Annotated in this window: 26 protein-coding genes and 1 pseudogene; 12 read left to right on the top strand and 15 right to left on the bottom strand. The window is 51.3% G+C overall.

Annotation, left to right across the window (positions count from 1 at the left end; all coding sequences use genetic code 11):
- The first annotated feature begins 21 nt into the window (after window positions 1–21).
- The gene (gene mntP, locus ACOXYR_RS08075; protein ID WP_421355369.1) at window positions 22–591 is read left to right on the top strand and encodes a manganese efflux pump MntP; all 570 of its coding nucleotides are present in this window, start codon (window positions 22–24) and stop codon (window positions 589–591) included.
- Here mntP and rlmA read toward each other — a convergent pair.
- From rlmA to mgrB, 6 genes and pseudogenes are all read right to left on the bottom strand, one after another.
- Window positions 588–1385 (bottom strand): 23S rRNA (guanine(745)-N(1))-methyltransferase, encoded by a 798-nt coding sequence (gene rlmA / locus ACOXYR_RS08070; protein ID WP_108475328.1) that lies wholly within the window; start codon window positions 1383–1385, stop codon window positions 588–590. The genes mntP and rlmA overlap by 4 nt on opposite strands.
- Window positions 1386–1449: 64 nt before the next feature.
- On the bottom strand, window positions 1450–3192 hold the full coding sequence (gene ftsI / locus ACOXYR_RS08065) for a peptidoglycan glycosyltransferase FtsI (RefSeq protein ID WP_421355332.1): 1743 nt from the start codon (window positions 3190–3192) through the stop codon (window positions 1450–1452).
- A gap of 216 nt (window positions 3193–3408) precedes the next feature.
- Window positions 3409–3618, bottom strand: a complete 210-nt coding sequence (gene cspE, locus ACOXYR_RS08060) for a transcription antiterminator/RNA stability regulator CspE (protein WP_001062678.1) — start codon at window positions 3616–3618, stop codon at window positions 3409–3411.
- 12 nt (window positions 3619–3630) lie between these two features.
- A pseudogene (locus ACOXYR_RS08055) lies at window positions 3631–3775 on the bottom strand (DUF2627 domain-containing protein).
- A 744-nt stretch (window positions 3776–4519) separates the two neighbouring features.
- On the bottom strand, window positions 4520–4810 hold the full coding sequence (locus ACOXYR_RS08050; RefSeq protein ID WP_421355333.1) for a YebO family protein: 291 nt from the start codon (window positions 4808–4810) through the stop codon (window positions 4520–4522).
- 73 nt (window positions 4811–4883) lie between these two features.
- Window positions 4884–5027 carry a PhoP/PhoQ regulatory lipoprotein MgrB gene (gene mgrB / locus ACOXYR_RS08045; RefSeq protein ID WP_015964064.1) on the bottom strand — a complete coding sequence of 48 codons (144 nt, stop codon included), beginning with the start codon at window positions 5025–5027 and terminating at the stop codon, window positions 4884–4886.
- A gap of 164 nt (window positions 5028–5191) precedes the next feature.
- Between mgrB and ACOXYR_RS08040 the strand changes: the two genes are divergently transcribed.
- Complete coding sequence (locus ACOXYR_RS08040) at window positions 5192–5431, top strand: YobH family protein (protein WP_108475325.1); 240 nt, start codon at window positions 5192–5194, stop codon at window positions 5429–5431.
- A 42-nt stretch (window positions 5432–5473) separates the two neighbouring features.
- On the opposite strand, the gene kdgR is transcribed toward ACOXYR_RS08040, so the two are convergent.
- On the bottom strand, window positions 5474–6265 hold the full coding sequence (kdgR, locus tag ACOXYR_RS08035) for a DNA-binding transcriptional regulator KdgR (RefSeq protein ID WP_108475324.1): 792 nt from the start codon (window positions 6263–6265) through the stop codon (window positions 5474–5476).
- A 177-nt stretch (window positions 6266–6442) separates the two neighbouring features.
- Here kdgR and ACOXYR_RS08030 point away from each other — a divergent pair, with 177 nt between their 5' ends.
- Window positions 6443–7816, top strand: coding sequence for an MFS transporter (locus ACOXYR_RS08030; protein ID WP_421355334.1), 1374 nt, complete (start codon window positions 6443–6445; stop codon window positions 7814–7816).
- 29 nt (window positions 7817–7845) lie between these two features.
- Here ACOXYR_RS08030 and htpX read toward each other — a convergent pair whose 3' ends face one another.
- From htpX to ACOXYR_RS08010, 4 genes are all read right to left on the bottom strand, one after another.
- Window positions 7846–8730 carry a protease HtpX gene (htpX, locus tag ACOXYR_RS08025; RefSeq protein WP_108475322.1) on the bottom strand — a complete coding sequence of 295 codons (885 nt, stop codon included), beginning with the start codon at window positions 8728–8730 and terminating at the stop codon, window positions 7846–7848.
- 202 nt (window positions 8731–8932) lie between these two features.
- Window positions 8933–10981, bottom strand: a complete 2049-nt coding sequence (gene prc, locus ACOXYR_RS08020) for a carboxy terminal-processing peptidase (RefSeq protein ID WP_421355335.1) — start codon at window positions 10979–10981, stop codon at window positions 8933–8935.
- A 19-nt stretch (window positions 10982–11000) separates the two neighbouring features.
- Window positions 11001–11675: an RNA chaperone ProQ gene (gene proQ, locus ACOXYR_RS08015; RefSeq protein ID WP_108475320.1), complete on the bottom strand. Its 675-nt coding sequence runs from the start codon at window positions 11673–11675 to the stop codon at window positions 11001–11003.
- A gap of 97 nt (window positions 11676–11772) precedes the next feature.
- Window positions 11773–12270 (bottom strand): GAF domain-containing protein, encoded by a 498-nt coding sequence (locus ACOXYR_RS08010; RefSeq protein ID WP_113857092.1) that lies wholly within the window; start codon window positions 12268–12270, stop codon window positions 11773–11775.
- A gap of 144 nt (window positions 12271–12414) precedes the next feature.
- Between ACOXYR_RS08010 and yebS the strand changes: the two genes are divergently transcribed.
- From yebS to ACOXYR_RS07985, 5 genes are all read left to right on the top strand, one after another.
- Window positions 12415–13698: a membrane integrity lipid transport subunit YebS gene (gene yebS, locus ACOXYR_RS08005; RefSeq protein ID WP_415729361.1), complete on the top strand. Its 1284-nt coding sequence runs from the start codon at window positions 12415–12417 to the stop codon at window positions 13696–13698.
- Window positions 13667–16300 carry a PqiB family protein gene (locus tag ACOXYR_RS08000; protein ID WP_421355336.1) on the top strand — a complete coding sequence of 878 codons (2634 nt, stop codon included), beginning with the start codon at window positions 13667–13669 and terminating at the stop codon, window positions 16298–16300. Before yebS ends, ACOXYR_RS08000 begins: the two co-directional genes overlap by 32 nt.
- 77 nt (window positions 16301–16377) lie before the next feature.
- On the top strand, window positions 16378–17814 hold the full coding sequence (gene rsmF / locus ACOXYR_RS07995; protein ID WP_421355337.1) for a 16S rRNA (cytosine(1407)-C(5))-methyltransferase RsmF: 1437 nt from the start codon (window positions 16378–16380) through the stop codon (window positions 17812–17814).
- A 116-nt stretch (window positions 17815–17930) separates the two neighbouring features.
- Window positions 17931–18170 carry a YebV family protein gene (locus ACOXYR_RS07990; protein WP_015964053.1) on the top strand — a complete coding sequence of 80 codons (240 nt, stop codon included), beginning with the start codon at window positions 17931–17933 and terminating at the stop codon, window positions 18168–18170.
- 129 nt (window positions 18171–18299) lie between these two features.
- Window positions 18300–18491, top strand: a complete 192-nt coding sequence (locus ACOXYR_RS07985) for a YdfD/YebW family protein (RefSeq protein WP_108475316.1) — start codon at window positions 18300–18302, stop codon at window positions 18489–18491.
- 9 nt (window positions 18492–18500) lie between these two features.
- Here ACOXYR_RS07985 and lpxP read toward each other — a convergent pair whose 3' ends face one another.
- Window positions 18501–19433, bottom strand: coding sequence for a kdo(2)-lipid IV(A) palmitoleoyltransferase (gene lpxP / locus ACOXYR_RS07980; protein WP_108475315.1), 933 nt, complete (start codon window positions 19431–19433; stop codon window positions 18501–18503).
- A 786-nt stretch (window positions 19434–20219) separates the two neighbouring features.
- Between lpxP and ACOXYR_RS07975 the strand changes: the two genes are divergently transcribed.
- Together ACOXYR_RS07975 and ACOXYR_RS07970 are read left to right on the top strand one after the other, a co-directional pair.
- Window positions 20220–21194, top strand: coding sequence for a glycosyltransferase family 2 protein (locus ACOXYR_RS07975; RefSeq protein WP_350436998.1), 975 nt, complete (start codon window positions 20220–20222; stop codon window positions 21192–21194).
- Window positions 21195–21318: 124 nt separating this feature from the next.
- Window positions 21319–21873, top strand: a complete 555-nt coding sequence (locus tag ACOXYR_RS07970) for a serine acetyltransferase (protein WP_407731200.1) — start codon at window positions 21319–21321, stop codon at window positions 21871–21873.
- Between the two features lie 379 nt (window positions 21874–22252).
- Here the strand turns inward: ACOXYR_RS07970 and ACOXYR_RS07965 are convergent, their stop codons facing one another.
- The 3 genes from ACOXYR_RS07965 to yobA are packed head-to-tail and all read right to left on the bottom strand — an operon-like array spanning window position 22253 to window position 23851.
- Window positions 22253–22591: a YebY family protein gene (locus ACOXYR_RS07965; RefSeq protein ID WP_108475314.1), complete on the bottom strand. Its 339-nt coding sequence runs from the start codon at window positions 22589–22591 to the stop codon at window positions 22253–22255.
- A gap of 14 nt (window positions 22592–22605) precedes the next feature.
- On the bottom strand, window positions 22606–23475 hold the full coding sequence (gene copD, locus ACOXYR_RS07960; RefSeq protein WP_113857095.1) for a copper homeostasis membrane protein CopD: 870 nt from the start codon (window positions 23473–23475) through the stop codon (window positions 22606–22608).
- 1 nt (window position 23476) lies between these two features.
- Window positions 23477–23851 carry a CopC domain-containing protein YobA gene (gene yobA / locus ACOXYR_RS07955; protein WP_113857096.1) on the bottom strand — a complete coding sequence of 125 codons (375 nt, stop codon included), beginning with the start codon at window positions 23849–23851 and terminating at the stop codon, window positions 23477–23479.
- A gap of 136 nt (window positions 23852–23987) precedes the next feature.
- Here yobA and ACOXYR_RS07950 point away from each other — a divergent pair, with 136 nt between their 5' ends.
- Together ACOXYR_RS07950 and ACOXYR_RS07945 are read left to right on the top strand one after the other, a co-directional pair.
- Window positions 23988–24218 (top strand): DNA polymerase III subunit theta, encoded by a 231-nt coding sequence (locus ACOXYR_RS07950; RefSeq protein ID WP_015964045.1) that lies wholly within the window; start codon window positions 23988–23990, stop codon window positions 24216–24218.
- 99 nt (window positions 24219–24317) lie between these two features.
- A complete protein-coding gene (locus ACOXYR_RS07945; RefSeq protein WP_108475311.1) occupies window positions 24318–24986 on the top strand; it encodes a carbon-nitrogen hydrolase family protein in 669 nt (222 codons plus the stop codon).
- Window positions 24987–25004 lie beyond the last annotated feature (18 nt).

Here is a 25004-nt window from a genome sequence, read left to right as displayed (position 1 = left end):
ATTCCCGGTCTGGACGCTCTGATGAACGCATACGCAATTATTCTCCTCGCCCTTGGCATGTCGATGGATGCTTTCGCTGCATCGATGGGTAAAGGTGCCACACTCCACAAACCAAAATTTTCTGAAGCCATTCGTACCGGCCTTATCTTTGGCGTTATCGAAACCCTTACTCCGCTGATTGGTTGGGGGCTGGGTATGCTCGCCAGCCGCTTTGTGCTGGAGTGGAGCCACTGGGTGGCGTTCGTGCTGCTGGTCTTTTTAGGCGGACGAATGATTGTCGAAGGATTCCGGGGCGATGATAGCGATGAAGAGTGCGAACCGCCCCGCCGTCACAGTTTCTGGTTATTAGTGACCACCGCGATTGCCACCAGCCTTGATGCGATGGCAGTCGGTGTCGGTCTGGCGTTTTTACAGGTTAATATTCTGGTGATGGCGTTGGCCATCGGCTGTGCGACCTTCACCATGTCGACGCTGGGGATGATGATTGGCCGCTTTATCGGCCCGCTGCTTGGCAAGCGGGCTGAAATTCTCGGCGGTCTTGTGCTCATCGGCATTGGCGCAGAAATTCTCTACAGCCATTTCGCCGGTTAATCGTCCAAACGCTGCCAGACATGAATAGCAAAATCGGTCTGGCAGTCAAAGTGTTCCTGCCCTTTCAGCGTCTCCCACACGTCCGGTTTAGCGCGCCAGGCAAACGGCGTCATCTGCAATAACGTCACCGCTTCTGTTCCACTTAACTGCATCGGGTATGCCAGCGCATCGTGCGTTTGCAGCGTGAAGCCCGGCAACGTTTCCGAATGCGGTGCATGCAACTGAACTTCATCGTAAATCAGCCCTTTTAGCTCGACTAAATGTCGCGGCCCTGGGGTGACGGTAATCACCCACCCGCCGGGTTTGACCACTCTGGCCAGCTCTTCAGGGTTACAGGGCGCGTAAATACGTACTACCACGTCCATGCTATTCGCCTCAAACGGCAAACGCTGACTCGAAGCCACACAGAAATCGACATTAGCGTAGCGCTTCGCCCCGGCGCGAATAGCGTTTTTCGCCACATCCAGTCCCCATGTATGGCCTGCTATCTCTGCAAAAGCATGTGTGTAGTACCCTTCCCCACAGCCAATATCCAGCAAATGCGCTGGCTTTATCCCGTCAAGCTTCGCGCAAATGGCATCGCGTAACGGTTGATAGTGTCCGGCATCAAGGAACGCGCGGCGCGCCTGCATCATCTCTGCGCTGTCGCCCGGATCGCGGGAACGCTTATGCTGCACGGGCAGTAGATTGACATAGCCTTCTTTTGCCATATCAAACTGATGGCGTTGAGGACAGCAATAGCTGTTTCCGCTGCGGGTGAGCGGCGCGTGGCAGAGCGGGCAACTCCAGGACATAACAACTCCGGGGGAATATTGAAAGGGCGAAAGTGTAACGCTTTTCGCCCCTGAGTGGGAGGATTTACAGTGCAGGCGCGCTTGAAGATGTATGCATAACAATCAAATTATCTGACCCCTGCGGCAAACCATCCGGCATAACGTTTTCCAGACGGAGAACATCGCCCATTATCTGGCTGAATACCGGGGCGGATACCGCACCGCCGTAATACTGCCCGTTCTGCGGTTCGTTGATCACGACGACCAGCGCAAATTGTGGATTGCTGGCGGGCGCGACGCCTGCGGTATAGGCGACATACTTATCGACATATTTCCCGTCGTCGCCAATTTTCTTGGCGGTGCCGGTTTTCACCGCGACGCGATAATCACGAACGGCGGCTTTTGTCCCGCCGCCCCCCGGCAGCGCCACGCTTTCCATCATATGCTCAACCTGATGTACCAATGTTTCGGGCATCACCCGATGGCCGATGACCGGCGGATCAATACGGGTAATGGAGAGTGGGCGCGAAATACCAAAACCGCCGATAGTGGCATACACGTGTGCCAGTTGCAGCGGCGTGACCATCAGACCATAACCAAATGCGAACGTCGCGCGATCCAGCTCGCCCCAGTAACGTCGATGCGGTAACAGCCCCTGACTTTCACCAGTTAAGCCCAGCCCGGTCGGTTGCCCGAAGCCAAACGCGGTGTAGGTATCCAGAAGCTTTTGTACCGGCATAGCCAGTGAAAGACGCGAGACGCCCGTGTCACTCGATTTTTGCAAAATACCGGTTAGGGTGAGCTCTGGATAATAGCCCACGTCACGAATACGGTGCCCGTCCAGTACATAAGGATGGGTATCGACCACACTATCGGGACGAACAATGCCCTGCTGAAGCGCCGTCATGATCACTAAGGGTTTCACCGTGGAACCCGGTTCGAAGGTATCGCTGATTGCGCGGTTGCGGAAATCATCCAGCGTTGCAGCTTCGCGATTGTTTGGGTTGTAGTCCGGGTAGCTCGCCATCGACAATATTTCACCGGTATCAATTTTTACCAGCACCGCCGCGCCAGACGCGGCTTTGTTCCAGCGCACGGCGTTATCCAGCGCGTCTTCCGTCACCGTTTGCAGGCGTTCATCAATACTGAGCTGAATGTTATGTGCGGGAACCGGGGCTACTTCAGTAATGTTTTCGATCACCCGGCCAAATTTATCTTTACGTACCCGGCGCAACCCCGGCTTGCCAATAAGCTGGCTGTTAAAGCTTTTTTCAATACCTTCAATGCCCTGATCGTCAACATTCGTGAAACCAATCAGGTTCGCCGCCACGTGTCCTGCGGGGTAAAAACGACGCGACTCTTCGCGCAGATTAATTCCCGGAAGATGCAGCTTATCAATCCACTGCGCCTGAAGCGGATCCACCTGACGGGCAAGATAGAGAAATCGGCTGTGTGGGTGCGCGTTGACACGAGCCTGCAAAGCGCTCAGGGAGAGGTTCAAGGCTTTCGCCAGCGCCTGCCAGCGGTTATCGAACCCCACTCCACCCTTCTCCATCAGGGTTTGCGGATCGACCCAAATGGCGCTGACCGGCACACTCACGGCCAATGGTCTGTTTTCGCGATCGACAATCATGCCTCGTGGCACATCAATCGGTTCTTCGCGCACCGAGCGCATATCTTCCTGCTTGACCAGATTATCGGGAGAGACAATTTGCAACCAGCCAACTCGCGCGAGGAGGAAGCCCAGACAGCTTAAAATAACGGCGCATACCAGGCCAAACCGGACGGGGGTAAAATGAGGGGGCTTCCCTCGGGATTTATCTTGCACTCTGACTCCAGCGTTAAAAAGCAACGGACTGATTTAACAGGAATAGTTCAGAGATTCATCGTCTAACTATGCTAATAAGCTCGTGGATTTGCAACAAAGGACGACCAGAAGGGAAAAACAGAAACATCTCGTAAAGAATGTAAAAAGCCCCGCATTTGCGAGGCTTTAAGGCTGATTATGATGCGCGTACGCATCAAAGCATCAGTGGCAGTCGAATCAGATTGCAGTTACGTTAACTGCAGCGGGGCCTTTCTGGCCGTCCTGAATTTCGAACTCAACGTTCTGGCCTTCAGCCAGAGTTTTGAAGCCGTTACCCTGGATTGCAGAGAAGTGTACGAATACATCTTTGCTGCCGTCAGCCGGAGTAATGAAGCCAAAACCTTTAGACTCGTTGAACCACTTAACTTGACCTTTAATCTTTGCCATTTGCAAAATTCCTTAGAGTGTTTTCTTCGCCCGTGGGCGCATTCATAGATAAAACTGAGACATGACTGCATGAGGCACTAATATAAGGTTCGGCAGAGAAGCGGTATTCAACGTCAACGTGTTTACTCAGGACTTCTTTACTGATAATGCCATACATAGACAGAACTGTACCTCGTTTAACCCAAAACGTGTTATCACATACAACGATAATAATGGCAAGCCATTTTTAAACGTGTCTCGATCAGCCGCACAAATCATACAACAATCATTTGATCGACTACGCATTTATGCGGCAAAGCGTTATCTGATGCGCCCCGGCTCGTGTCTTAAGCCTCACCTACCTTACGGTAACGTAAGACTTTTTTACCATAGACCAGGATTTTCATTCCGTCCAGAAAAGCGAAGCGGCATCAACATTTTTTTATATCCTTAGAATATTTTCGCGCTAATTTTCAAAAGGTGCATTTCGGTAACCGGTTATAAGCAAGTAACATTTCGCTATACCGCTACGCTGATTCACGAAAGCAAAATAATGTCCTTAGGTTGCACCAAAATAATGAACGTTTAATGACAGAATGCCATCACTGCGCAATAAAAACGTTTCGCTAATAGCGTACGGCAAATGCGGCTAGCGGGTTGCGCAAATAAAGTCGATATCCATCACTCATACATTTAGATGATGGATAAATATACAAAACGATAAAGTGATAAAAAATTAATTATAAATACAATGAGATACGAACCCAGGAATGTGAGGCAACAACGAGTCAGGTCAGTGATGCATCAGGAAAGGGGAAGGTAAGGAGAGGTAACACCGTCAATGACAGCGGATGCACCGCTTCGGTGCAACCTACGGACTCCGGCAGCCTGGTCAGACAGCCGGAGTGAAGAGGAAAAGAGATTATCGTTCCGCCACCAGACGAATGAAATCATCTTCATCTTCGTTTTTTGCTTCAACGGCTTTCTCAGTGACTGCCGGTTTTTCAGGTTCATTAGCTTCACAGAGTCGACGCAGCAGCGCATTCTGACGCTTTTGCTGATCCAACAATGCTTCAAGCAGTTCTATTTGCTCACTGGTGCGCGAACTTGCACGGTTAACAAAGAACCAAAGTACCAGCCCTACAATCAACAGCAGAACAGATATCACGACAGACGCCAGATTTAATGCCCCAGAACTTACTAGATCACTCATTTCACCACCTCAATAGGAACGGACTATTCTACCACTCGCATTAAGGAAGGAAATCGTTGATGGCAAAAATGTTTTACCAGGGAATGAATTTATTGATGCTACAGATTCCGTTAAAGAACTGTACATCCTGGTCGCACAACACGTTGAGCGTCTGAGTCCAGAGCAGCAAACAGGCCGCCAGTACGACAATCAGTAACACCCACCGAAATTTTTTCACTCCACACTCCACGACTTATAGCATTAACAGATGATCAAATTAACACGGACATCTTAAACCGCGGCTAACTGTACAGATAAATTCTGCTTTTAGGAATCATGGAGTTGTCTCGCAATATTGAAAAGCTACTCTATCATCAAGGATAGAAAAGACGTGAGGATGTCATGAGATTTGCGATCAGAACAATTATTATACTGGCCATTGTCTGGATTGGCATATTGCTCAGCGGTTATGGTGTGTTAATCGGCAGTACTGAGAACGCTGGCGGTTTAGGTCTTCAATGTAAATATCTGACCGCGCGAGGCACCAGCACAGCACAATACGTTCATTCCAATAGTGGGATTATTGGCCTGACCGATTGCCCGGTCCTGCGAAAAAGTGAAACGGTCATTGATAATGGATAAAAAAACGCCGCGATACCGCGGCGTTTTTGATTAGGTGTCTTATCAGAACGGGTAATCGTTATAGCCTAACTGCTCTGAAATTTTACGCGCCGCCGTATGCAGCATCGCAACATACTCGTGCAGGCGCTCTTCGGAGAAACGCAGCGTCGGGAACGAAATACTTAACCCCGCAATAACCACGCCAAAACGGTCGAAAACCGGAACGCCGATGCAGCGCAGGCCCTCTTCCTGCTCTTCATTATCTTCCCCGTAACCCTGCTGGCGAACCAGATCCAGCACCGGCATCAGTTCCTCGGTGCTGGTGATGGTACGATCGGTGCTGTGTTTGTATTCCACACCCTGCAGAATTTCACGCACTTCATCGCGGTCGCGCCAGGCCAGCAACACTTTACCAATGGCGGTGCTATACAGCGGGTTACGACGGCCAACGCGGGAGTACATGCGCAAGTTATACATCGAGTCAATTTTATGGATATAGACGATACTGTCTTCGTCCAGCGCACCAAGGTGAATCGTCTCTTTCGTCAGACGTGACAGTTCACGCATCTGAATATCTGCACTACGAATTAAATCGACGTTCTGTAAAGCGCGGGCGCCAAGTTCAAATAGCTTCAGCGTTAACGAATACTTTTCAGATTCCCCTTCCTGGGCAACGTATCCCAATGATTTCATGGTCTGCAAAAAGCGATAAACAGTGCTTTTCGACATCATGACACGCTGCGACAGTTCGGTAATTCCGATTTCGCGCTCTTCACCAAGCGCCTGCAGGATGCCAAAAACCTTCAATACTGAAGAGACAGAATCTGGCTGTTTATCCAAATCTGCAACTGCCATTTATCACCTCATCGCAACTGTTTTATAAAAAATAGAACCGGTTTTTATTATAATTTCGCAAAGCGCTCGTCGCAATGAATCTTCTGCAACCTGGTTACAAATCTGCGACATACAGCCGAATAATCAATGCTAAAATAGTTTTCTGACAAATAATTTCTCAAAAACCGCATTTTTCCCATGGATAAAAAAATTTCGGATGGCTTACCCGTACCTCAACGGTATGGCGCCATCTTAACCATTGTGCTCGGTATTACGATGGCGGTGCTCGATGGGGCTATTGCTAACGTGGCTCTGCCCACCATCGCCAGCGATTTGCATGCGTCTCCGGCGGCATCTATCTGGATAGTCAACGCCTATCAAATTGCGATAGTCATCTCGCTACTGTCGCTGGCTTTCCTGGGCGACATGATTGGCTATCACCGGATCTACAAAATCGGTCTCATCGTCTTCACCCTCGCTTCGGGGCTATGTGCGATGTCGAATTCACTGGAGATGCTCACGCTCGCGCGCGTGGCACAGGGTCTTGGCGGCGCGGCGTTGATGAGCGTGAACACCGCGCTCATACGGCTTATCTATCCGCAGCGGCAGTTAGGACGCGGCATGGGGATCAACTCGTTTGTGGTTGCTGTCTCCTCAGCAGCCGGGCCGACCATCGCCGCGGCGATTCTCTCTGTGGCGTCATGGCAGTGGCTATTCCTCGTGAACGTGCCGCTCGGCGTTATCTCGTGGTTGCTGGCGGTGCGTTATCTGCCCGCAAACGGCTTACGCAGCCAGGCAACACGCTTCGATCTGCCCAGCGCAATCATGAATGCCCTGACGTTTGGTCTGCTGATCACCGCACTGGGTGGATTTGCGCAGGGGCAATCGACCACGCAGGTGGCGGCGGAAGTGGTGCTGTTACTGATCGTCGGATTCTTTTTCATCCGTCGTCAGTTGCGTCTACCGGTGCCGCTATTACCGGTCGATTTATTGCGCATCCCATTGTTCTCGCTCTCTATTTGCACGTCAATCTGCTCTTTCTGCGCACAGATGCTGGCACTGGTGTCGCTCCCTTTCTTCCTGCAAACCATGATGGGGCGCAGCGAAGTGGAAACAGGATTACTGCTGACGCCCTGGCCACTGGCAACCATGGTGATGGCCCCTCTGGCCGGTTATCTGATTGAGCGAGTCCACGCCGGATTTCTGGGCGCGTTCGGCATGGCGGTGATGGCCTGTGGGTTATTTGCGCTCGCCCTGCTGCCCTCTTCGCCTTCCGATCTGGATATCATCTGGCGCATGATCCTGTGCGGTGCAGGGTTCGGTCTGTTTCAGTCGCCCAATAACCACACCATTATTTCCGCCGCACCTCGACAGCGGAGCGGTGGTGCCAGCGGGATGCTGGGTACGGCTCGCCTGCTGGGGCAAAGCACCGGCGCGGCGCTGGTAGCGTTGATGTTTAATGCGTTTGGCGATAGCGGAACACATGTGTCGTTGCTGCTGGCGGGAAGTCTGGCGGTGGTTGCGGCCCTGTTTAGCGGCTTGAGGGTGACGCAACCGCGCGTACAGGGCTAAAAAAAGCGCCTCAATTGAGGCGCTTTTTACTATTTCAGGTATTCACCGGTACGCAGCGCTTCGATACGCTTGTCCAGCGGCGGGTGAGTCATAAACAGCTCACTCAGCGTTTTCGACTTACCGTTGATGCAGAAGGCCATCATAGTGCTGGCTTCCTGTGGTTCGTAGCTGGTCTTCAAACGTTGCAGGGCAGCAATCATTTTTTCACGCCCTACCAGACGTGCTGAACCGGCATCCGCATGGAATTCACGGTGACGTGAGAACCACATGGTGATAATGCTGGCCAGAATACCGAAAACCAGTTCAAGAACCATGGAGACAGCAAAATAGATAAGTGGGTTACCATTGCCGCCCTCTTCGCCTTCATCACGGTTACCGCTCAGGAAACCGGCAGCAATCTGCGCAATAATACGTGAGATGAAGATAACAAAGGTGTTTACCACGCCCTGAATCAGGGTCATCGTCACCATATCACCGTTAGCCACGTGGCTAATCTCGTGGGCGATAACCGCTTCAGCTTCGTCACGGCTCATGTTTTGCAACAGGCCCGTACTGACCGCGACCAGCGACGCATCACGGCGCGCGCCGGTGGCGAAAGCGTTGATGTCCGGCGCATGGTAGATAGCGACCTGCGGCATAGCAATGCCAGCCTGGCGCGATTGTTGCGCCACGGTGTCCATCAGCCAGCGCTCTGTTTCGTTACGCGGCTGCTCGATAACTTCCCCACCCACAGATTTCAGGGCCATCCATTTCGACATCATCAGCGAAACGAGAGAACCACCAAAACCAAATAGCAGAGCCATAATCAGAAGGCCCGTCATGCTGCTCGACTGAATTCCTGTCAGGCTTAGCACCAGCCCAAACACAACCATCACAGCAAGGTTGGTCAACAGGAAGAGCGCGATTCGCATCATAATTTACTTTTAACCTCGTTTTAACAAAACGCACTAAGCGATTACCCACATCGTATGGGTATTAATACAATTTTCAACTATCCACGGCGGGTAAGTCACGAGAAAGACACAACTTTACATTTTTTCTCACACTTGCTTACGCGCAGTTTAGAGATGTAAAAAAACAGGCACAATTGCTTGTGCCTGTTTTAATAAGGGAGAATTACTTGCTGGCCGCAGGAGTTGCGGATGGCCTCTCTTTTTCAAGATGCGCCAGGTCAACCGCAATATTCACGGTTTCATCCAGATACGGATCGGGCTCCTGATAATCCTTCGGCAAATCGTCGATTTTCTTCAGCAACGGTTTACCCTCACGTTTGTAGCGATCGTTAACGCGGGCCAAACGTGTGGCATCATCTTCCTGGTTCTCTTTTTCACGCTGAGCGTAATTTAAAGAGACGATGTTGCGCTTGTCCTTCATTGCGTTAAAGCGCGCGATATCCTTTATGATGTACTGGAATTCAGGATCTTTCGCGATACGCGCATTATGCAATTTCAGCAGTTCCGGGCCAAACGGCGTTAAATCATCAGACTTCACATAGGTCGCAGCGTCGATGCTGTCCCACGGTAATGCGTTGTCTTCAAACTTCTCACCCGTTTCCGTCTCTTCTGAACCGGTCGGCATCAGGATATCAGGTGTTACACCTTTACGTTGCGTACTGCCGCCGTTAATGCGGTAGAACTTCTGAATGGTGTATTGAACGGAACCCAGCGCTGGCCATTCCGGGCGCAGCATTTGATCGTAAATGCGATTCAAAGAACGGTACTGCTGAACGGTGCCTTTCCCGAAGGTCGGTTCACCGACGATCAGTGCACGTCCGTAATCTTGCATGGCGGCCGCAAAAATTTCAGATGCCGAGGCGCTGAAACGGTCAACCAGCACTACCAGCGGGCCTTTGTAGTACACCACGCCGTCATTGTCGCTATCTTCACGCACTTTGCCGTTATTGTCGCGCACCTGCACGACCGGGCCGGACGGAATGAACAAGCCAGAGAGCGATACCGCTTCGGTTAATGCCCCGCCGCCGTTAGTACGCAGATCGATGATAACGCTGCTGACATTCTGTTTTTCCAGTTTCTGCAGCTGTACCTTAACCTCTTCCGTCAGGCCAACATAGAAACCAGGTATATCGAGCACACCCACTTTCTCTTTGCCGACGGTTTTCACCGACATTTTCACGGCGCGATCTTCCAGACGAATACGTTCGCGCGTCAGGGTAACGATTTTGGTTTTCGCCCCTTTACCCGCCGGCAGGATTTCCAGGCGAACTTTACTGCCCTTCGGCCCTTTAATCAGCGCCACGACATCATCCAGACGCCAGCCGATCACATCGACCATCCCTTTTCCGGCCTGGCCCACGCCAACGATTTTATCGCCAACCGTGATCGCTTTACTCTTCGCCGCGGGGCCACCGGCCACCATGGAGTTGATAACCGTGTAGTCATCATCCATTTGCAGCACTGCGCCGATACCTTCCAGAGACAGGCTCATTTCGGTATTGAACTGTTCGGTGTTGCGAGGAGAAAGGTAGTTGGTATGCGGATCGATTTCCCGCGCGAATGCGGTCATCGCCAGCGAGAATACATCTTCGCTATTGGTCTGCGCCAGACGACGAATCGCGAATTTATAGCGACGCGTCAGGGTTTCGCGGATCTCTTTTTCATCTTTACCGGTCAGCTTCAGGCTTAGTTCGTCGAACTTAACTTTGCCATCCCACAGGGCGTTCAGCTCGGCTTCATCTTTTGGCCATGGCGCTTTTGCGCGGTCAAGATTGAAGGTGTCGTTGCCGGTGAAGTCCATCGGGCGTTCAAGCACTTTCAACGCGTACTGATAACGTTCGAAACGTCGCTTTTGCGCCAGGTTGTAGAGATCGTAAAACACGTCGAGCTTGCCCGATCGTAGCTCATCGCCAATCTGCCCTTTCTTCGAAGCAAACTGCGCAACGTCGCTGGCCAGCAGGACGTTGTGACTGTAATCGAGCAGGTTCAGATAGCGGTCAAAAATCTTGGCGGAAAAGGACTGGTCGAGATCGAACTGACGATAATGAGAACGGGTAAAGCGCGATGTTACGCGCTCGCTCACCGTTGCGTGCTGAGTCTCTTCCTTCAGAATCGGAATTTGATCAACACGGGTAATATCTTCCACCGCTAAGGCGTGGCCTGTTATTAAAAACAGGCCAGCGAGGGCGGAGAGCCTAAAAAGTTTGTTCATGCCTGGCCCGGCCTCCGTTTCAGAACACCAGGTGTTCTGCGCGTACTATCATTGACATACCAGAAGTTAGCTGCACGCGGACACCGTCTTTGGTGATTTCCAGAATCGTGGCGTCCATTGCGTTATTGCCCGCTTTGACTTTCAGGGATTGACCAACGGTCAGCGCAGAAATGTCGGAAACAGGAGTAAGCTTTTCTTCGCGTACGGCTTTTGCAGCAGGTTTAGCATCGCGCGGTTTACGCTCAGCGTTTTCTTTGCGGCGAACCGGAGGACGCGGCTTACGCTCGCGACGCGGTGCGTCACCTTCACCGGCAGCAGCGGCGGCTTCGCGTTTTTTCGCCTGCTGTTCAGCACGTTGAGCCTGAACACGGGCTTTGGCTTCTTCAAGCTGCTGACGAGCGTGGGCAACGTGCTGCTCATCAAGTTCACCACAAGGGTTACCGTCGAGGTCGACACGTACCGCACCAGCTTTGATACCGTAAAGGTAGCGCCAGCTTGAAGTATAAAGACGTAAAGCGGAACGTAATTGGGTTTTGCTGAGGTTCATCTCACCATCAACACGCTCGACAAGATCCTGAAAAATACCGACTTTCAGAGGACGAGCTTCACCTTCGGCACTGAAACAGCGCGGAAAACGTTCGGCCAGAAATGCGATAACTTCTTTACTGCTATTCAACTTAGGTTGATTTTCCATGAAATTTCCTGATTACAACGGACGTAGCCAACAAGCCGCAGGCATGAACAGGCGTCATTATAATGACGCCATCGTTAAATGCTACGTTATCCGTTGATTATCCTTCGACGCGGGCAAAGAATTTTTGATAATCGGTGCCAGAAAGCACATTTTCAAGATGACCGACCAGTTCTCGCAGCCCCTGCTCGTCTTCTTCGCTAAAGCGCGAATAGACCGGGCTATCGATATCCAGTACGCCAATCACTTGTCCGTTAACGACCAGCGGCAGTACGATTTCGGAGTTACTGGCGCTATCACACGCGATGTGACCGTCAAACGCGTGCACATCTTCCACGCGCTGCACTTCATTCTTCGCCACCGCCGTACCGCACACCCCTCGACCAACCGGAATGCGCACGCACGCCAGTTTGCCCTGGAACGGCCCTAAAACCAGCGTATCACCTTCCAGCAAATAAAAACCTGCCCAGTTTACATCCGCCAGACGTTCAAAAAGCAACGCGCTGGTGTTAGAGATTACAGCTAAAAAACTGTTCTCACCTGCCATCAATGCCTGAAAATCGCGGTTAAGATCCGCGTAAAGTTCTGTTTTGTTCATTATTAAACCACTATTGTCTACTTCAATTACTGATACTATCGACGACGCATACCCCTATAAAATAAGCATTAAATGCGTCAGGGCTCAAGTTCAATCCATTCATGAGTTAAGATAGAGTTATACATTCATTCTACGATGTAATAAATGCCACTAAAAACATCACGTATTACACCGACACAGAAAATTCGCATTCATGCGATAGGCGATCCTATTCCGCAGGCACAATACCAACGTTGCCCGCAGTGCGATACGCTTTTTCAGTTACCGTCGGTTAAATCGCACCAATGCGCCTATTGCCCGCGCTGCAATGCCAAAGTTCGCGACGGTCGCGACTGGTCGCTAACGCGTCTTGGCGCCATGGCAATCGCCATGATGTTACTGATGCCGTTCGCCTGGAGCGAGCCCCTGCTACGCCTGCATCTGCTTGGCGTACGTATTGACGCGAACGTACTGCACGGTATCCAGCAAATGACCACTCAGGGCGATCCCATTACCGCCGCGATGGTATTGTTCTGTAGCGTCGCCGCGCCAGCGGTGCTGGTCATCGCCATCGCCTATCTCTGGTTTGGTAATATTCTGGGGATGAACCTGCGCCCGGTGCTGCTGATGCTGGAGAAGCTTAAAGAGTGGGTCATGCTGGATATTTATCTGGTCGGGATCGCCGTCGCGTCCATTAAGGTGCAGGATTACGCATTTCTGCAACCCGGTCTGGGCCTGCTGGCGTTTATCTCACTGGTGGTACTCAGTATTCTGACGATGATTCATCTGAATATCGAAGAACTCTGGGAGCGCTTTTATCCACAACGTCCGGTGACCCGCCCTAATGAAGGGCTGATGGTATGCCTGGATTGCCATCACACCGGCTTTCCTGACTCACGCGGGCGGTGCCATCGTTGCCATGTTCCCCTCTACAGGCGGCGTAGGCAGAGTCTGCAAAAATGTTGGGCGGCGCTGATTGCCTCAATCATTTTTCTGCTCCCGGCAAACTTTTTACCGATTTCGATTATTTACGTTAATGGCGGGCGACAGGAAGATACCATCATGTCAGGGATACTTTCTCTGGCGGACAGTAACGTCGCCGTTGCCGCCGTGGTATTCTTCGCCAGTATCCTGGTCCCGTTTACCAAAGTCATCGTGTTGTTTACGCTGCTCATCAGCATTCATACCAAATGTGAACAGGGTTTACGCACACGCATTCTGTTGCTGCGATTCGTAACATGGATTGGTCGCTGGTCGATGCTGGATCTGTTTGTGATCTCGTTAACCATGTCGCTGATTAATCGCGATCAGCTTCTCGCCTTTACGATGGGCCCCGCTGCATTTTATTTCGGTGCCGCGGTTATTTTGACTATTCTTGCTGTTAATTGGCTGGACAGCCGCTTACTTTGGGACGCTCATGAGTCAGGAAACGCCCGCTTCACCGACTGAAGCGAAAATTAAAGTTAAACGTCGCATTTCACCTTTCTGGTTGCTGCCAATCATCGCGTTGCTGATTGCAGGCTGGCTTATCTGGAACAGTTACGAAGATCGCGGCACCACCATCACCATCGACTTTATGTCGGCGGACGGTATCGTGCCTGGCCGTACACCCGTGCGCTATCAGGGCGTGGAAGTGGGTACGGTGCAGGACATTCGCCTGACCGACGACCTGAACCGTATCGAAGTGAAGGCCAGCATCAAAAGCGATATGGAAGACGCGCTGCGTGACGATACCCAATTCTGGCTGGTGACGCCGAAGGCCTCTCTGGCCGGGGTTTCCGGGCTGGATGCGCTGGTCGGCGGTAACTATATCGGCATGATGCCCGGAAAAGGCAAAGCACGCGATCACTTCACCGCGCTGGATACACAGCCCAAATATCGCCTGAATAACGGCGAGCTGATGATTCACCTTCACGCACCAGATCTCGGCTCGTTAAGCAGCGGCTCGCTGGTCTATTACCGTAAAATTCCCGTTGGACGCGTGTACGATTACGCCATTAATGCCAACAAACGCGGTGTGACCATTGATGTACTGATTGAGCGCCGTTTCACCAACCTGGTGAAAAAAGGGAGCCGCTTCTGGAACGTGTCGGGTATTAAAGCCGACGTGGATTTGAGCGGCGCGAAGGTGCAGCTTGAAAGCTTAACCGCGTTGGTTAACGGGGCGATCGCCTTCGACTCCCCGGAAAACTCAGCGGTGGCGGCGCAAAATGACGAGTACGGCTTGTACGAAGATCTGGCTCATAGCCAGCGCGGTGTTATCGTTAAATTGCAGCTTCCCAGCGGCCAGGGGCTGAAAGCGGGTTCCACTCCTCTGCTCTATCAGGGGCTGGAAGTGGGGCAACTGACCAAACTGAATCTCAACACCGACAGCTCCGTAACGGGTGAAATGACCGTTGATCCCAGCGTGGTTACGCTGCTGCGTGAGAAAACCCGCATTGAGCTGCATGAGCCGAAACTGTCGCTTGAGAACGCCAACCTCAGCATGCTCCTCACCGGTAGCACCTTCGAGCTGGTACCCGGCGAAGGTGAGGCGCGCGATAGCTTTACGGTTCTCCCGGCCAGTAAGACACTGTTACAGCAGCCAGATGTCATGACGCTCTCCCTGACCGCGCCGGAAAGCTATGGCATCGATGCCGGGCAGCCGTTAATTCTGCACGGTGTAAAGGTCGGCCAGGTGATGGAGCGTAAGCTAACCAATAAAGGCGTCACATTCACCGTTGCTATCGAACCGCAATATCGTGAACTGATCCATGGCGACAGCAAGTTTGTGGTGAACAGTCGCGTGGATGTCAAAGTCGGCCTTGACGGCGTTGAATTCCTCGGCGCGAGCGCCAATGAGTGGCTGAGCGGCGGGATCCGCATTCTGCCCGGTGAAAAAGGTGAGATGAAAGCCGACTATCCGCTTTACGCCAACCTGGAAAAAGCGCAGGAAAATAGCCTGAGTGAACTGCCCACCTCCACCCTCACCCTGACGGCGGAAACCTTGCCGGATATTCAGGCGGGTTCCGTGGTGCTGTATCGCAAATTTGAAGTAGGTGAAGTCATTACCGTAAGCCCTCGCGCTAACGCGTTTGATATCTCGCTGCACATCAAACCAGAATACCGTTCCCTGCTGACCCCTGACAGCGTGTTCTGGGCTGAAGGCGGCGCAAAAGTACAACTGAACGGAAGCGGGTTAACCGTACAGGCCTCGCCGCTGTCTCGCGCCCTGAAAGGCGCTATCAGCTTCGATAACCTGAGCGGCGCGGGCGGAAATACCCGTAAAGGTGACAAACGAATTCTGTTTGCGTCTGAAACCGCCGCGCGTGCGGTGGGTGGGCAAATTACGCTGCACGCCTTTGATGCTGGGAAACTGGCGGCAGGCATGCCTATCCGTTATCTGGGCATTGATATTGGACAGGTACAAACGCTGGAGCTGAACGCCGGGCGCAACGAAGTTCAGGCGCGCGCGGTGCTTTATCCGGAATATGTGAAGACCTTCGCTCGCCGCGGCAGCCGTTTCTCGGTGGTGACGCCGCAAATTTCCGCAGCCGGTGTAGAACACCTCGATACTATCCTGCAACCTTACATCAACGTTGAAATGGGCCAGGGTTCGCCACGCCGCGAATTCGAATTGCAGGAAGCAACGATTGCTGATTCTCGTTACCTTGACGGATTGAACCTGGTTGTGGAAGCGCCAGAAGCGGGTTCGCTGGGGATTGGCACACCGGTGCTGTTCCGTGGTATCGAAGTGGGAACAGTAACGGGTTTGACACTTGGATCGCTCTCCGACCGTGTGATGGTTGAGTTACGCATCAGTAAGCGCTATCAGCATCTGGTACGCAACAACTCGGTCTTCTGGCTGGCATCAGGTTATAGCCTCGATTTCGGACTGACAGGCGGTGTGGTGAAAACCGGCACCTTCAATCAGTTCATTCGCGGCGGCATTGCCTTCGCCACGCCGCCAGGCACACCGCTCGCGCCGAAAGCGCAGGCAGGCAAACACTTCCTCCTGCAGGAAGAAGAGCCGAAAGAGTGGCGTGAATGGGGCACGGCCCTGCCACGTTAATGTAAACGCCCCGGTGTCACTGCGCCGGGGCGTTTATGCTAAACTGCACGCTCTCTGTTTATGTGTGGTACTCCCCAGTGGCTCAAAACTCTGTCTTTCTTCCCGATGAATTCCTCGCGCAGATGCGTGAGGCCATGCCTGCTCACCTCGCCTTTGACGATTTTATTGCCGCCTGTCAGCGCCCGCTGCGCCGCAGCATTCGTGTCAATACATTGAAAATCAGCGTTGCCGATTTCCTGACGCTCATCGCCCCTTATGGCTGGCAACTGACGCCAGTGCCCTGGTGTGAGGAAGGTTTCTGGATTGAACGCGAAGATGAAGAGTCACTGCCCTTAGGGAGCACCGCCGAGCACCTTAGCGGTCTGTTTTATATTCAGGAAGCCAGCTCGATGCTGCCCGTCGCCGCGCTGTTTGCTGGCGAAGCGGTGCCAAAACGGGTGATGGACGTTGCCGCCGCGCCCGGCTCGAAAACCACGCAGATTGCCGCTCGCATGGGCAACCAGGGTGCCATTCTCGCCAATGAGTTTTCCGCCAGCCGGGTAAAAGTGCTGCACGCCAATATCAGCCGCTGCGGTATCGCTAACGTGGCGTTGACGCATTTTGATGGTCGAGTCTTTGGTGCGGCAGTACCGGAAAGTTTTGACGCCATTCTGCTCGATGCGCCGTGTTCTGGTGAAGGTGTGGTGCGTAAAGATCCCGACGCGCTGAAAAACTGGTCGGTACAAAGTAATCTTGAGATTGCCGCCACGCAGCGAGAGCTTATCGACAGCGCTTTTCACGCCCTGAAACCCGGCGGCACGCTGGTCTACTCAACCTGTACCCTCAACCGCGACGAAAACGAATCGGTGCTGGCCTGGCTGCTGGAACAGTATCCGCAGGCCGTGGAGGTTGAATCGCTGGCAACGCTGTTCCCGTCAGCTAAAGAGGCACTCACGCCCGAAGGTTTCCTCCACGTCTTCCCGCAGATTTACGATTGTGAAGGCTTCTTCGTCGCGCGTCTGCGTAAAATCGCCTCGGTCGAGCCTCTGCCAGCACCGGGCTACAAAGTGGGTAAATTCCCGTTCACGCCGATGAAAACCCGCGAATCCGCGGTCGTCACGGAAGCTGCCGCTCAGGTCGGACTGTTCTGGAATGATGCACTTACCCTGTGGCAGCGCGATAAAGAGATTTGGCTCTTTCCGGCTGAGATCGAACCGCTGCTCGGAAAAGTCCGTTTCTCGCGCATTGGGCTTAAACTTGCCGAAACGCATAACAAAGGTTATCGCTGGCAACACGAAGCGGTGATCGCGCTGGCTGAAACCGATAAACTTGGGCATGAACTGACCCAGGCTGAGGCTCAGGAGTGGTATCGGGGACGTGATATCTACCCGGAAATCACGCCAAATCACGACGATGTGGTGGTCACGTATCAGGGCTTCCCGCTCGGGCTGGCGAAACGTATCAGTTCGCGGCTGAAAAACAGTTATCCGCGCGAACTGGTTCGCGATGGTAAACTTTTTGCCGAAAACACCTGATGAGCGCGCAAAAATAGCGCACTTTTTGACTGGCGATATTCTCGTCGTTGGCTACGCTAAAAAATGGGCGACCTGAACTGGTCGTACCACAATCTTAGCGACCAACGGAGAGCATCATGAGTAAAACCAACGTACGCATCGGCGCATTCGAGATAGATGATGCCGAGCTGCATGGCGAGCAGCACGGTGAACGAACGTTAAGCATCCCCTGTAAATCCGACCCTGACTTATGTATGCAACTGGACGCCTGGGATGCAGATACCAGCGTCCCTGCCGTACTCAACGGCGAACACTCTGTCCTTTACCGTAAACATTACGACCAACGTTCTGATGCCTGGGTACTGCGCTTCGCATAACCCAAAAGGAACCCGCCCACAGGCGGGTTATTTATTTGCATAACCTTCCCCGCCGCTGCTCTTCATCCCCTACACTTAATTCTTAACGGATCCGTTGTGTCATAACCTGATTATCAGACTGAGGGCAGGATGTTCGCACTGGTTTTGTTCATCTGCTACCTTGACGGTGGCTGTGATGATATTGTCGTGGATGTATATAACTCGGAAAAACAATGCCTTGCTGCGATGGACGATCAGCGGCTGCGTCGTGGGGGTTGTTTTCCTATAGAGGATTTTGTGGACGGGTTTTGGTATCCCGCCCACGAATATAGCGATTTTTGAGGGTAGCGATCAGTGCGGAGACGCCGCATGATAGAGTGACGCTTCGCCGCGAGGACGCGTTTTAAAGCGACGATGCACCCACAGATACTGTTCCGGCGCACGCAAAATCTCATTCTCAATGATTTTATTCATATAGCTGGCCGCATCGATTTCATCATTCACCGGATAATCAGACATTACGTCACTGATGTGCAGCACATAACCTTTCTTATTCGCTTTACGCACCATGGTGATGCTGAGCATTGCCGCGCCTGACAGACGTGAAAGCACCCAGGTGCCGTTAGTGGTTGCGGCTTCGTTTACCGAAAAGAACGGCGCAAAAACGCTGCCTTTTGGGCCGTAATCCTGGTCAGGGGCAAACCATACGGCTTCACCTGCTTTCAATGCCTGCACCAGACCACGTAAATTGCGGCGATCGATCATCGCTTTATTGGAACGCAGGCGACCTTTGGTCTGTACCCACTCCATCAGCGGATCGTTGTGCCGGCGATAGGTTGCCATCATTGGGCGACATAACCCCATCACCCTGCCGCCGAGTTCCAGTGACATAAAGTGTACGCCGACAACCATAACGCCACGATGCTGCTGTAACGCTTTGGTGAGGTTATCGTAGCCTTCAACGTCAAACCATTTCTTGACGCGGGCATCACTCCAGAACCAGGCCATACCGGTTTCAATCAGGCCCATCCCAAGCGACATAAAGTTTTGTTCAAGCATCGCTTCACGTGAAGCCGCATCCATCTGAGGGAAGCAGAGTTCAATATTACGTGCAGCAATGCGCTCGCGACGCTTAAGAAAGCGACGTGACATTTTACCCACCGTTGAACCGAGGGTATGTAAGACAGGATAAGGAAGCTGGACGATGAGCCAAAGCACACCTAAGCCGAACCACGTTAACCAATTACGCGGGTGCAATAACCGGGTATCAAATTCTTTTGACATCATTTTTTCCTGAAGCATGAAAAAAAGTAGCGCGTAAGGAAAAAATGAATCCTTTTCATCACTCTTTATGCGGTACGTATAAGAGTTTGACAGTAATACGTTCGGCTAATTCACTTTCAGGACAAGACTTTACAAAAGAGACCTGAAAAAAGAAAAAAACTTACCGGAAGGCTGTAACTTAACTCATGGCTAGAATGCACTTTTTTTAGCAAAAAGGATAGCGCGATTTGTACCCACCACACGATTACCTTAAAGCCTGAGCGCCCCGCCAGACGGGCGATGCGCAGATTTGCTCACTCACGCAGATGATTAATCAGGCAATTCCTAAAACGTTTGCAGCGAATCACTATCGATACATTCTAAGAACGTATTCACTGAATAAATATTTTTTATTTTCAGCATAATCTTAGGCAACTAACAATATTTTAGAAAAGAGACCAAACAGATTAGGGAAAATAATTTTTTTGGGTTGTAATATTGATAAATATCACTAATCATAAAAAAGCACACCACACTAATAATTAGCGAGGAAATTGATTTTATTAGGCTCTGGTTACCCAAATGCTTCTTTGGTAGAATCTTAAACGAAGATGTTTGACCAAGTGTAATCTAGAATGCCTGTTTTCTTCGACGATAAATGGACTACTCTCCACACCGTTCTGGGCTAATGCTGTGGCACAGTGCCAATGAACTGACTTCGAAGTTAAACGGCCTTACGGAATACGCTTCACCAGCAACACCAATCAAACAATAAATTAACATAAAATTGACCAACATGGATCCAGTATGTCCAATACACCGACCGTCTCCATTATCATACCCGCTTATAATTCTGGCCTGTTTATACATATCATACTGGATTCATTGATTGCCCAAACCTGCAAGAATTTCGAAGTCATTGTTGTGAATGATGGTTCTGCGGATAACACCGGCGCGGTGGTTGAAGGGTATATTTGTAGCAGCCCGCTTAACCTTAGGCTCATTACACAGGAAAATGCCGGCGTTTCAACCGCAAGAAACGTTGGGCTCGACAATGCTCAGGGTGAGTTTTGTATATTCATCGATAGCGATGATTACGTTGAACCCCATTTTTTGGAAAAATTATTATGCAAGCAAGAAGAAACCTCTGCGGATGTTGTCTATTGTGGCTGTAATCAGGGTGGACGTAACAGCGTTAAACCGCAACCCGCAACCTTTCAGGAAGGAAATTTATTACGCCAGAGGATTCAGCGAGAAGTGCTTTTTCATCTTGGTGGGGTCTTAATCAGAAGATCATTTTTAATACGTGAGAATATAAGATTTAATACTGAACTTGCATTAGGTGAAGACCTCCTCTTTACCTACACTATATTAGCAAAACAGCATCTACATGCTGTTCCTGAGTATTTATACCATCAAACCTATCGCGAAAATTCAGTGATGAATAGCGCATGGTCAAAAAAAGACTATGAACACAATGCGCGGGCAATGGACGTTATCTACAGCACAATGATAACGTTATGCCATGACTCACAAAAAGAAGTCATTGCGCCCCTATTGAAGAATATGGCAATTGCCGCCAAAATAAAATTCTTATGGGGATTATTACAATCCAAACAATTTAATCCAGTAATAGCTTACCTCGACGAAAAATTCCTTGAGCTATCGCCAATAGAAATTAAAGCATTAAAGTCTAAAGAAAGAAAAAAATACAAAGTCATTATGTCAAAAAACAAAATTGTTTGGACATTGTATTTTTTGTTTCGTAAGAAAAAATTTTGAATTCCGATAGTTAACCCGTAGAATCCGATTCGTAGAACCACCTGCACCTTCCTGCATACGTAGTGGTACACGATGTGAGCGGTGAGTTGGTGAGCCACACAAGTTGACGTTTGAGGATTTTCTGGTGCATTACACATTCTTAAAAGAGTGCCTACGGGTAGAAGTGATTGGCGGAAAAGATAAAAAATTCTCGTGGCCTCGCGCTATTCGCCATGCATGGCGTCAGCCTAAGCGCCGCTTCCTGTTTTGGTGGCGTATTGCATCCTATTTGCACTCTACAGGTGGTAAAAACAATAAGAAACTTGCGGCTTATCTCAACAGACGTCTGATCCGAAATTATCATACAGAAATTGGACTTGCCGCCAGGATCCAACCCGGTTTTTTCATTGCTCACTACAACGGAATCGTGGTCACGTCTTATTGCGAGATTGGCAAAGGTTTTACATTACGCCAAAACACCACTATTGGTATTAAAACGCTGGGTAAACGTGATGATGAATACAAAATCATTATCGGCGATAACGTTGCTCTTGGCGCAAATAGCTGCATCATTGGTGACAACCTCTCCATAGGTAGCAATGTCGTCATCGGGGCAATGTCTTTTATCAGCAAGGATATTCCGGATAACTGCACCTACTACACGAAAAAAGAGAACGTCATTGAGCGGTATGAAGTTTAGCCCTCCCCTGAGGTTGTCATAGGTCTAAGATAAGAACCGTGCGACGGATAGATTTGTAAGGTAATTGTTAATGCTTTTTTGTTGTGGTATAACCAACAGGAATGGCCCCGTTGCCAGATAAAAAGAGACCGAATACGATTCCTGTATTCGGTCCAGGGAAATGGCTCTTGGGAGAGAGCCGTGCGCTAAAAGTTGGCATTAATGCAGGCTAAGTCGCCTTGCTCTATAAGAATAGATGACCGTGCCAGGTTTTCCAGTCCGCGACGAAAGCGGCCAGAAAATTTCGGCGTCAGAAAACGGCAGATAATAAAAAAACCGCTCGCACATTCACAGAATGGCAGCGGTTTTTTATTTGGAATCAATTAGATGTTTTAGACAATTAGCATAGCTTTTCGGCGCGTTCGATAAACGGAGCCAGGCTCATTTTCTCTCCCGGACGCGCAGGATCATCAATTTGTATGATGCTAAGGGGCTGCGCGGTGGTCTTCCCGGCTTTAACCTGCTCTTGCGCCTCTGCGTTCAGCGGATACTGAACCAGTGTGCTTGGGTTTATCACATACAGCGCATTACCCGGGCGGCACGTCAGCATGACCTCTTCCCGATTAAACGCCCATTTATCTTTCCCCACCTCAAAGCGGCTGACGGTGATAATTTGCGGGGCAGCCAGCGCAGAACCCGCCGTCGTTAACAATAAAAGAGACAGAACGATTTTTTTCATATCTTCGCCATTATTTAAAAAGGTTCCCAGGTGGCAAACAGGCTGACGCATGCCAGCACCAGCGCCCCAAGAATAAGTTCAACCTGCGTAGCTCGCAGGAAAAAGCGTTGCGTAGCGGGCTCAGCCATGACCATTCGCGGCACAACAACGTAGCGGTTCACCAGCGCAATGACCACCATCATGGCGACCAGCGCACATTTTAACAGCAGCATGCGGCTATAAGGTGTGTCCAGCGGCCAGCCATTCTGAATTAATAACGCGTTTACGATCCCCGTCAGGACAACGCCCGCCACGGCAAGATGCCCGTAACGGGAAAAACGCATCATGGTATAAATTGCTGCCTGCCGCCAGCGTCCTTTTGCCAGTCGCAAACAATAAAGAAATGGCAGTAAGCCGCCAAGCCAGGCTGCCGCAAACAGCAGATGCAACGCATGGTTACTACGCTGAAACGCGCCAATGGCACCCTCGCGCATTGCCGAATGTCCGGTGCCTGCCAGCAGGATAAACTGCGCCGCCGTCAGGAGTAGCAGCAAACGCATCATCTGGCGCGGTTTCACCCAACCAATGGTTAATGCCACCCCCGCCAGAATGATCTGCCATAGCCAGACACCGCCAAATTGTGTCGCCGCAACGGCAAACCAAACTTCAGGCTGCCAGACGTCGCGCCAACCATCGCCCATCAACCCACCCTGCACCATCAGCATCAACAGTGCTGAAGCAGCACAGGCCAACAGCGAAAAATGAATCAGCGGTGCAAAGCGCTGGCTGAAAAGACGGCGCAGCGGCGGTGGTGCCCACCAGCCGCCATAAAGCGCACATCCGAGCACCGCCATCAGCGCGGCAAAATGTACGAAGCGTAAGCCAACATAAAGCGTCGTCAGCATACTATTTTACGCGAAACTGATACTGACCCTGGGTTTTATGCCCATCCACCGACACCACGTGCCAGTTAACGGTATAGACTCCGGATGCCAGCGGTTGATTAATCGGAACCGTCAGTTGCGTTTTATCGGTTTCACTGCGCACCGCTTTGCCCGTTTCGACTTTTTTATCATCCGCTCCGGTGAGCGTCACGCCGCTGAAGCGTGATTCGACCCCTTCAGAGAAATGCAGCGTGATAGATTGCGGTGCGGAGCTCACTTCACTTTCCGCGGCAGGCTCCTGGTGTTTAAGGTGGGCATGCGCCCAGGCAGCCGGGGCAGAGAGGAAGCCGGTAAAAACCAGCGTAGCGCAGAGTACGCGAAGGACGCGGGATCCCATATTGTTCATTCCCTTTTGTTATGGATGTAGCTGAAAGAATAACCTTGTATAATTCCTGAGTCGAGATGTGCCGCCATTAAGCTTGCCATTCTGTGAGACTCTTAGTAACGTTGCGCCCTGAAAAGGAGAGAATCTGATGCATACGAATCTGGCTAAACTACCTCAAGATGAGATGGATAAAGTTAATGTCGATCTTGCTGCCGCAGGCGTCGCCTTTAAGGAGCGCTATAACATGCCAGTGGTCGCCGAAGTGGTGGAACGTGAACAGCCGGAACACCTTCGTGACTGGTTCCGCGAGCGTTTAATCGCCCATCGTCTGGCCTCCGTTTCCCTTTCGCGCTTGCCTTACGAGCCTAAACAAAAATAATCCTTACGGACTGTTACACTTCCTTACGGCGAACGGTGTAAACTTCTTCAGGAAATTCTGAAGTAACGACCCACTGACCTCTTGTTGAAGGAAGCAACTATGCTGGCATGGTCTATTGCAGCGGCGCAGTTCGCGCCGCAGAACGGCAGCCTCGCCGAAAATATTGTCCACCATCTGCGTTTTATCCACGCCGCGGCGAAACTGGAATGTAAGGTATTAATTTTTCCGGAATTATCCCTGACTGGCCTGACGGGCGAATCCGGGCTCCCCTCACCTCCTGGCGATGAACAATTACAGCCACTTTCAGATGCGGCTCACCAGCATCAGATAACGATTGTCGCCGGTTTACCGGTGGAGGAAAATGGTCTGCGCTGCAAAGGTGTCGCCATATTCTCCCCCGACACAGCGAAACCGTATACCTGCGCGCAGGGAAACGGCACTTGCCTGACGCCGGAGTCGCGTTATATCAGCGTGTTGAATCTCAATAACGATGGCTGCGATCTTTCGCCACAGGCGTCGCTGTTGGCCACCCTCACCAGCACCGCGGAATCACAGCAAAGCCTGAATACGCAACGTTTACAGTGGTTTGCGCGTAAACATTCCATCGCGGTGCTTAAATCGAACTATAGCTGTGAGACCTTCTCCGGCGGCAGCGCTTTATGGGATGAGACCGGGCAACTGATCGTCCGGGCAGATCAGGGAGAATTGCTGGTGACCGGCAGAAAAAGCGCTCAGGGTTGGCAAGGCGACATCATTCCATTACGCTAGCTTCTTTTAGGCGGGAGT

The sequence above is a fragment of the Pseudocitrobacter faecalis genome (assembly GCF_965231525.1).
GTDB classification, from domain to species: domain Bacteria; phylum Pseudomonadota; class Gammaproteobacteria; order Enterobacterales; family Enterobacteriaceae; genus Pseudocitrobacter; species Pseudocitrobacter faecalis.
The sequence above is the reverse complement of the archived record's forward strand: the minus strand, read 5'-3'. Positions and strand labels throughout refer to the sequence as shown.

Excerpts from the sequence above, each read along its gene's own strand:
- lpxP (WP_108475315.1), bottom strand. The coding sequence starts at position 19,433 with ATGTCAAAAGAATTTGATACCCGGTTATTGCACCCGCGTAATTGGTTA.
- ACOXYR_RS08040 (WP_108475325.1), top strand. The coding sequence starts at position 5,192 with ATGAGATTTGCGATCAGAACAATTATTATACTGGCCATTGTCTGGATT.
- ACOXYR_RS07965 (WP_108475314.1), bottom strand. The coding sequence starts at position 22,591 with ATGAAAAAAATCGTTCTGTCTCTTTTATTGTTAACGACGGCGGGTTCT.
- ACOXYR_RS08010 (WP_113857092.1), bottom strand. The coding sequence starts at position 12,270 with ATGAACAAAACAGAACTTTACGCGGATCTTAACCGCGATTTTCAGGCA.
- ACOXYR_RS08000 (WP_421355336.1), top strand. The coding sequence starts at position 13,667 with ATGAGTCAGGAAACGCCCGCTTCACCGACTGAAGCGAAAATTAAAGTT.
- kdgR (WP_108475324.1), bottom strand. The coding sequence starts at position 6,265 with ATGGCAGTTGCAGATTTGGATAAACAGCCAGATTCTGTCTCTTCAGTA.
- yobA (WP_113857096.1), bottom strand. The coding sequence starts at position 23,851 with ATGGGATCCCGCGTCCTTCGCGTACTCTGCGCTACGCTGGTTTTTACC.
- copD (WP_113857095.1), bottom strand. The coding sequence starts at position 23,475 with ATGCTGACGACGCTTTATGTTGGCTTACGCTTCGTACATTTTGCCGCG.
- ACOXYR_RS07950 (WP_015964045.1), top strand. The coding sequence starts at position 23,988 with ATGCATACGAATCTGGCTAAACTACCTCAAGATGAGATGGATAAAGTT.
- ACOXYR_RS07975 (WP_350436998.1), top strand. The coding sequence starts at position 20,220 with ATGTCCAATACACCGACCGTCTCCATTATCATACCCGCTTATAATTCT.
- ACOXYR_RS08030 (WP_421355334.1), top strand. The coding sequence starts at position 6,443 with ATGGATAAAAAAATTTCGGATGGCTTACCCGTACCTCAACGGTATGGC.
- ACOXYR_RS07945 (WP_108475311.1), top strand. The coding sequence starts at position 24,318 with ATGCTGGCATGGTCTATTGCAGCGGCGCAGTTCGCGCCGCAGAACGGC.
- cspE (WP_001062678.1), bottom strand. The coding sequence starts at position 3,618 with ATGGCAAAGATTAAAGGTCAAGTTAAGTGGTTCAACGAGTCTAAAGGT.
- prc (WP_421355335.1), bottom strand. The coding sequence starts at position 10,981 with ATGAACAAACTTTTTAGGCTCTCCGCCCTCGCTGGCCTGTTTTTAATA.
- ACOXYR_RS07990 (WP_015964053.1), top strand. The coding sequence starts at position 17,931 with ATGAGTAAAACCAACGTACGCATCGGCGCATTCGAGATAGATGATGCC.
- ACOXYR_RS08050 (WP_421355333.1), bottom strand. The coding sequence starts at position 4,810 with ATGAGTGATCTAGTAAGTTCTGGGGCATTAAATCTGGCGTCTGTCGTG.
- mntP (WP_421355369.1), top strand. The coding sequence starts at position 22 with ATGAACGCATACGCAATTATTCTCCTCGCCCTTGGCATGTCGATGGAT.
- rlmA (WP_108475328.1), bottom strand. The coding sequence starts at position 1,385 with ATGTCCTGGAGTTGCCCGCTCTGCCACGCGCCGCTCACCCGCAGCGGA.
- ACOXYR_RS07985 (WP_108475316.1), top strand. The coding sequence starts at position 18,300 with ATGTTCGCACTGGTTTTGTTCATCTGCTACCTTGACGGTGGCTGTGAT.
- proQ (WP_108475320.1), bottom strand. The coding sequence starts at position 11,675 with ATGGAAAATCAACCTAAGTTGAATAGCAGTAAAGAAGTTATCGCATTT.
- htpX (WP_108475322.1), bottom strand. The coding sequence starts at position 8,730 with ATGATGCGAATCGCGCTCTTCCTGTTGACCAACCTTGCTGTGATGGTT.
- yebS (WP_415729361.1), top strand. The coding sequence starts at position 12,415 with ATGCCACTAAAAACATCACGTATTACACCGACACAGAAAATTCGCATT.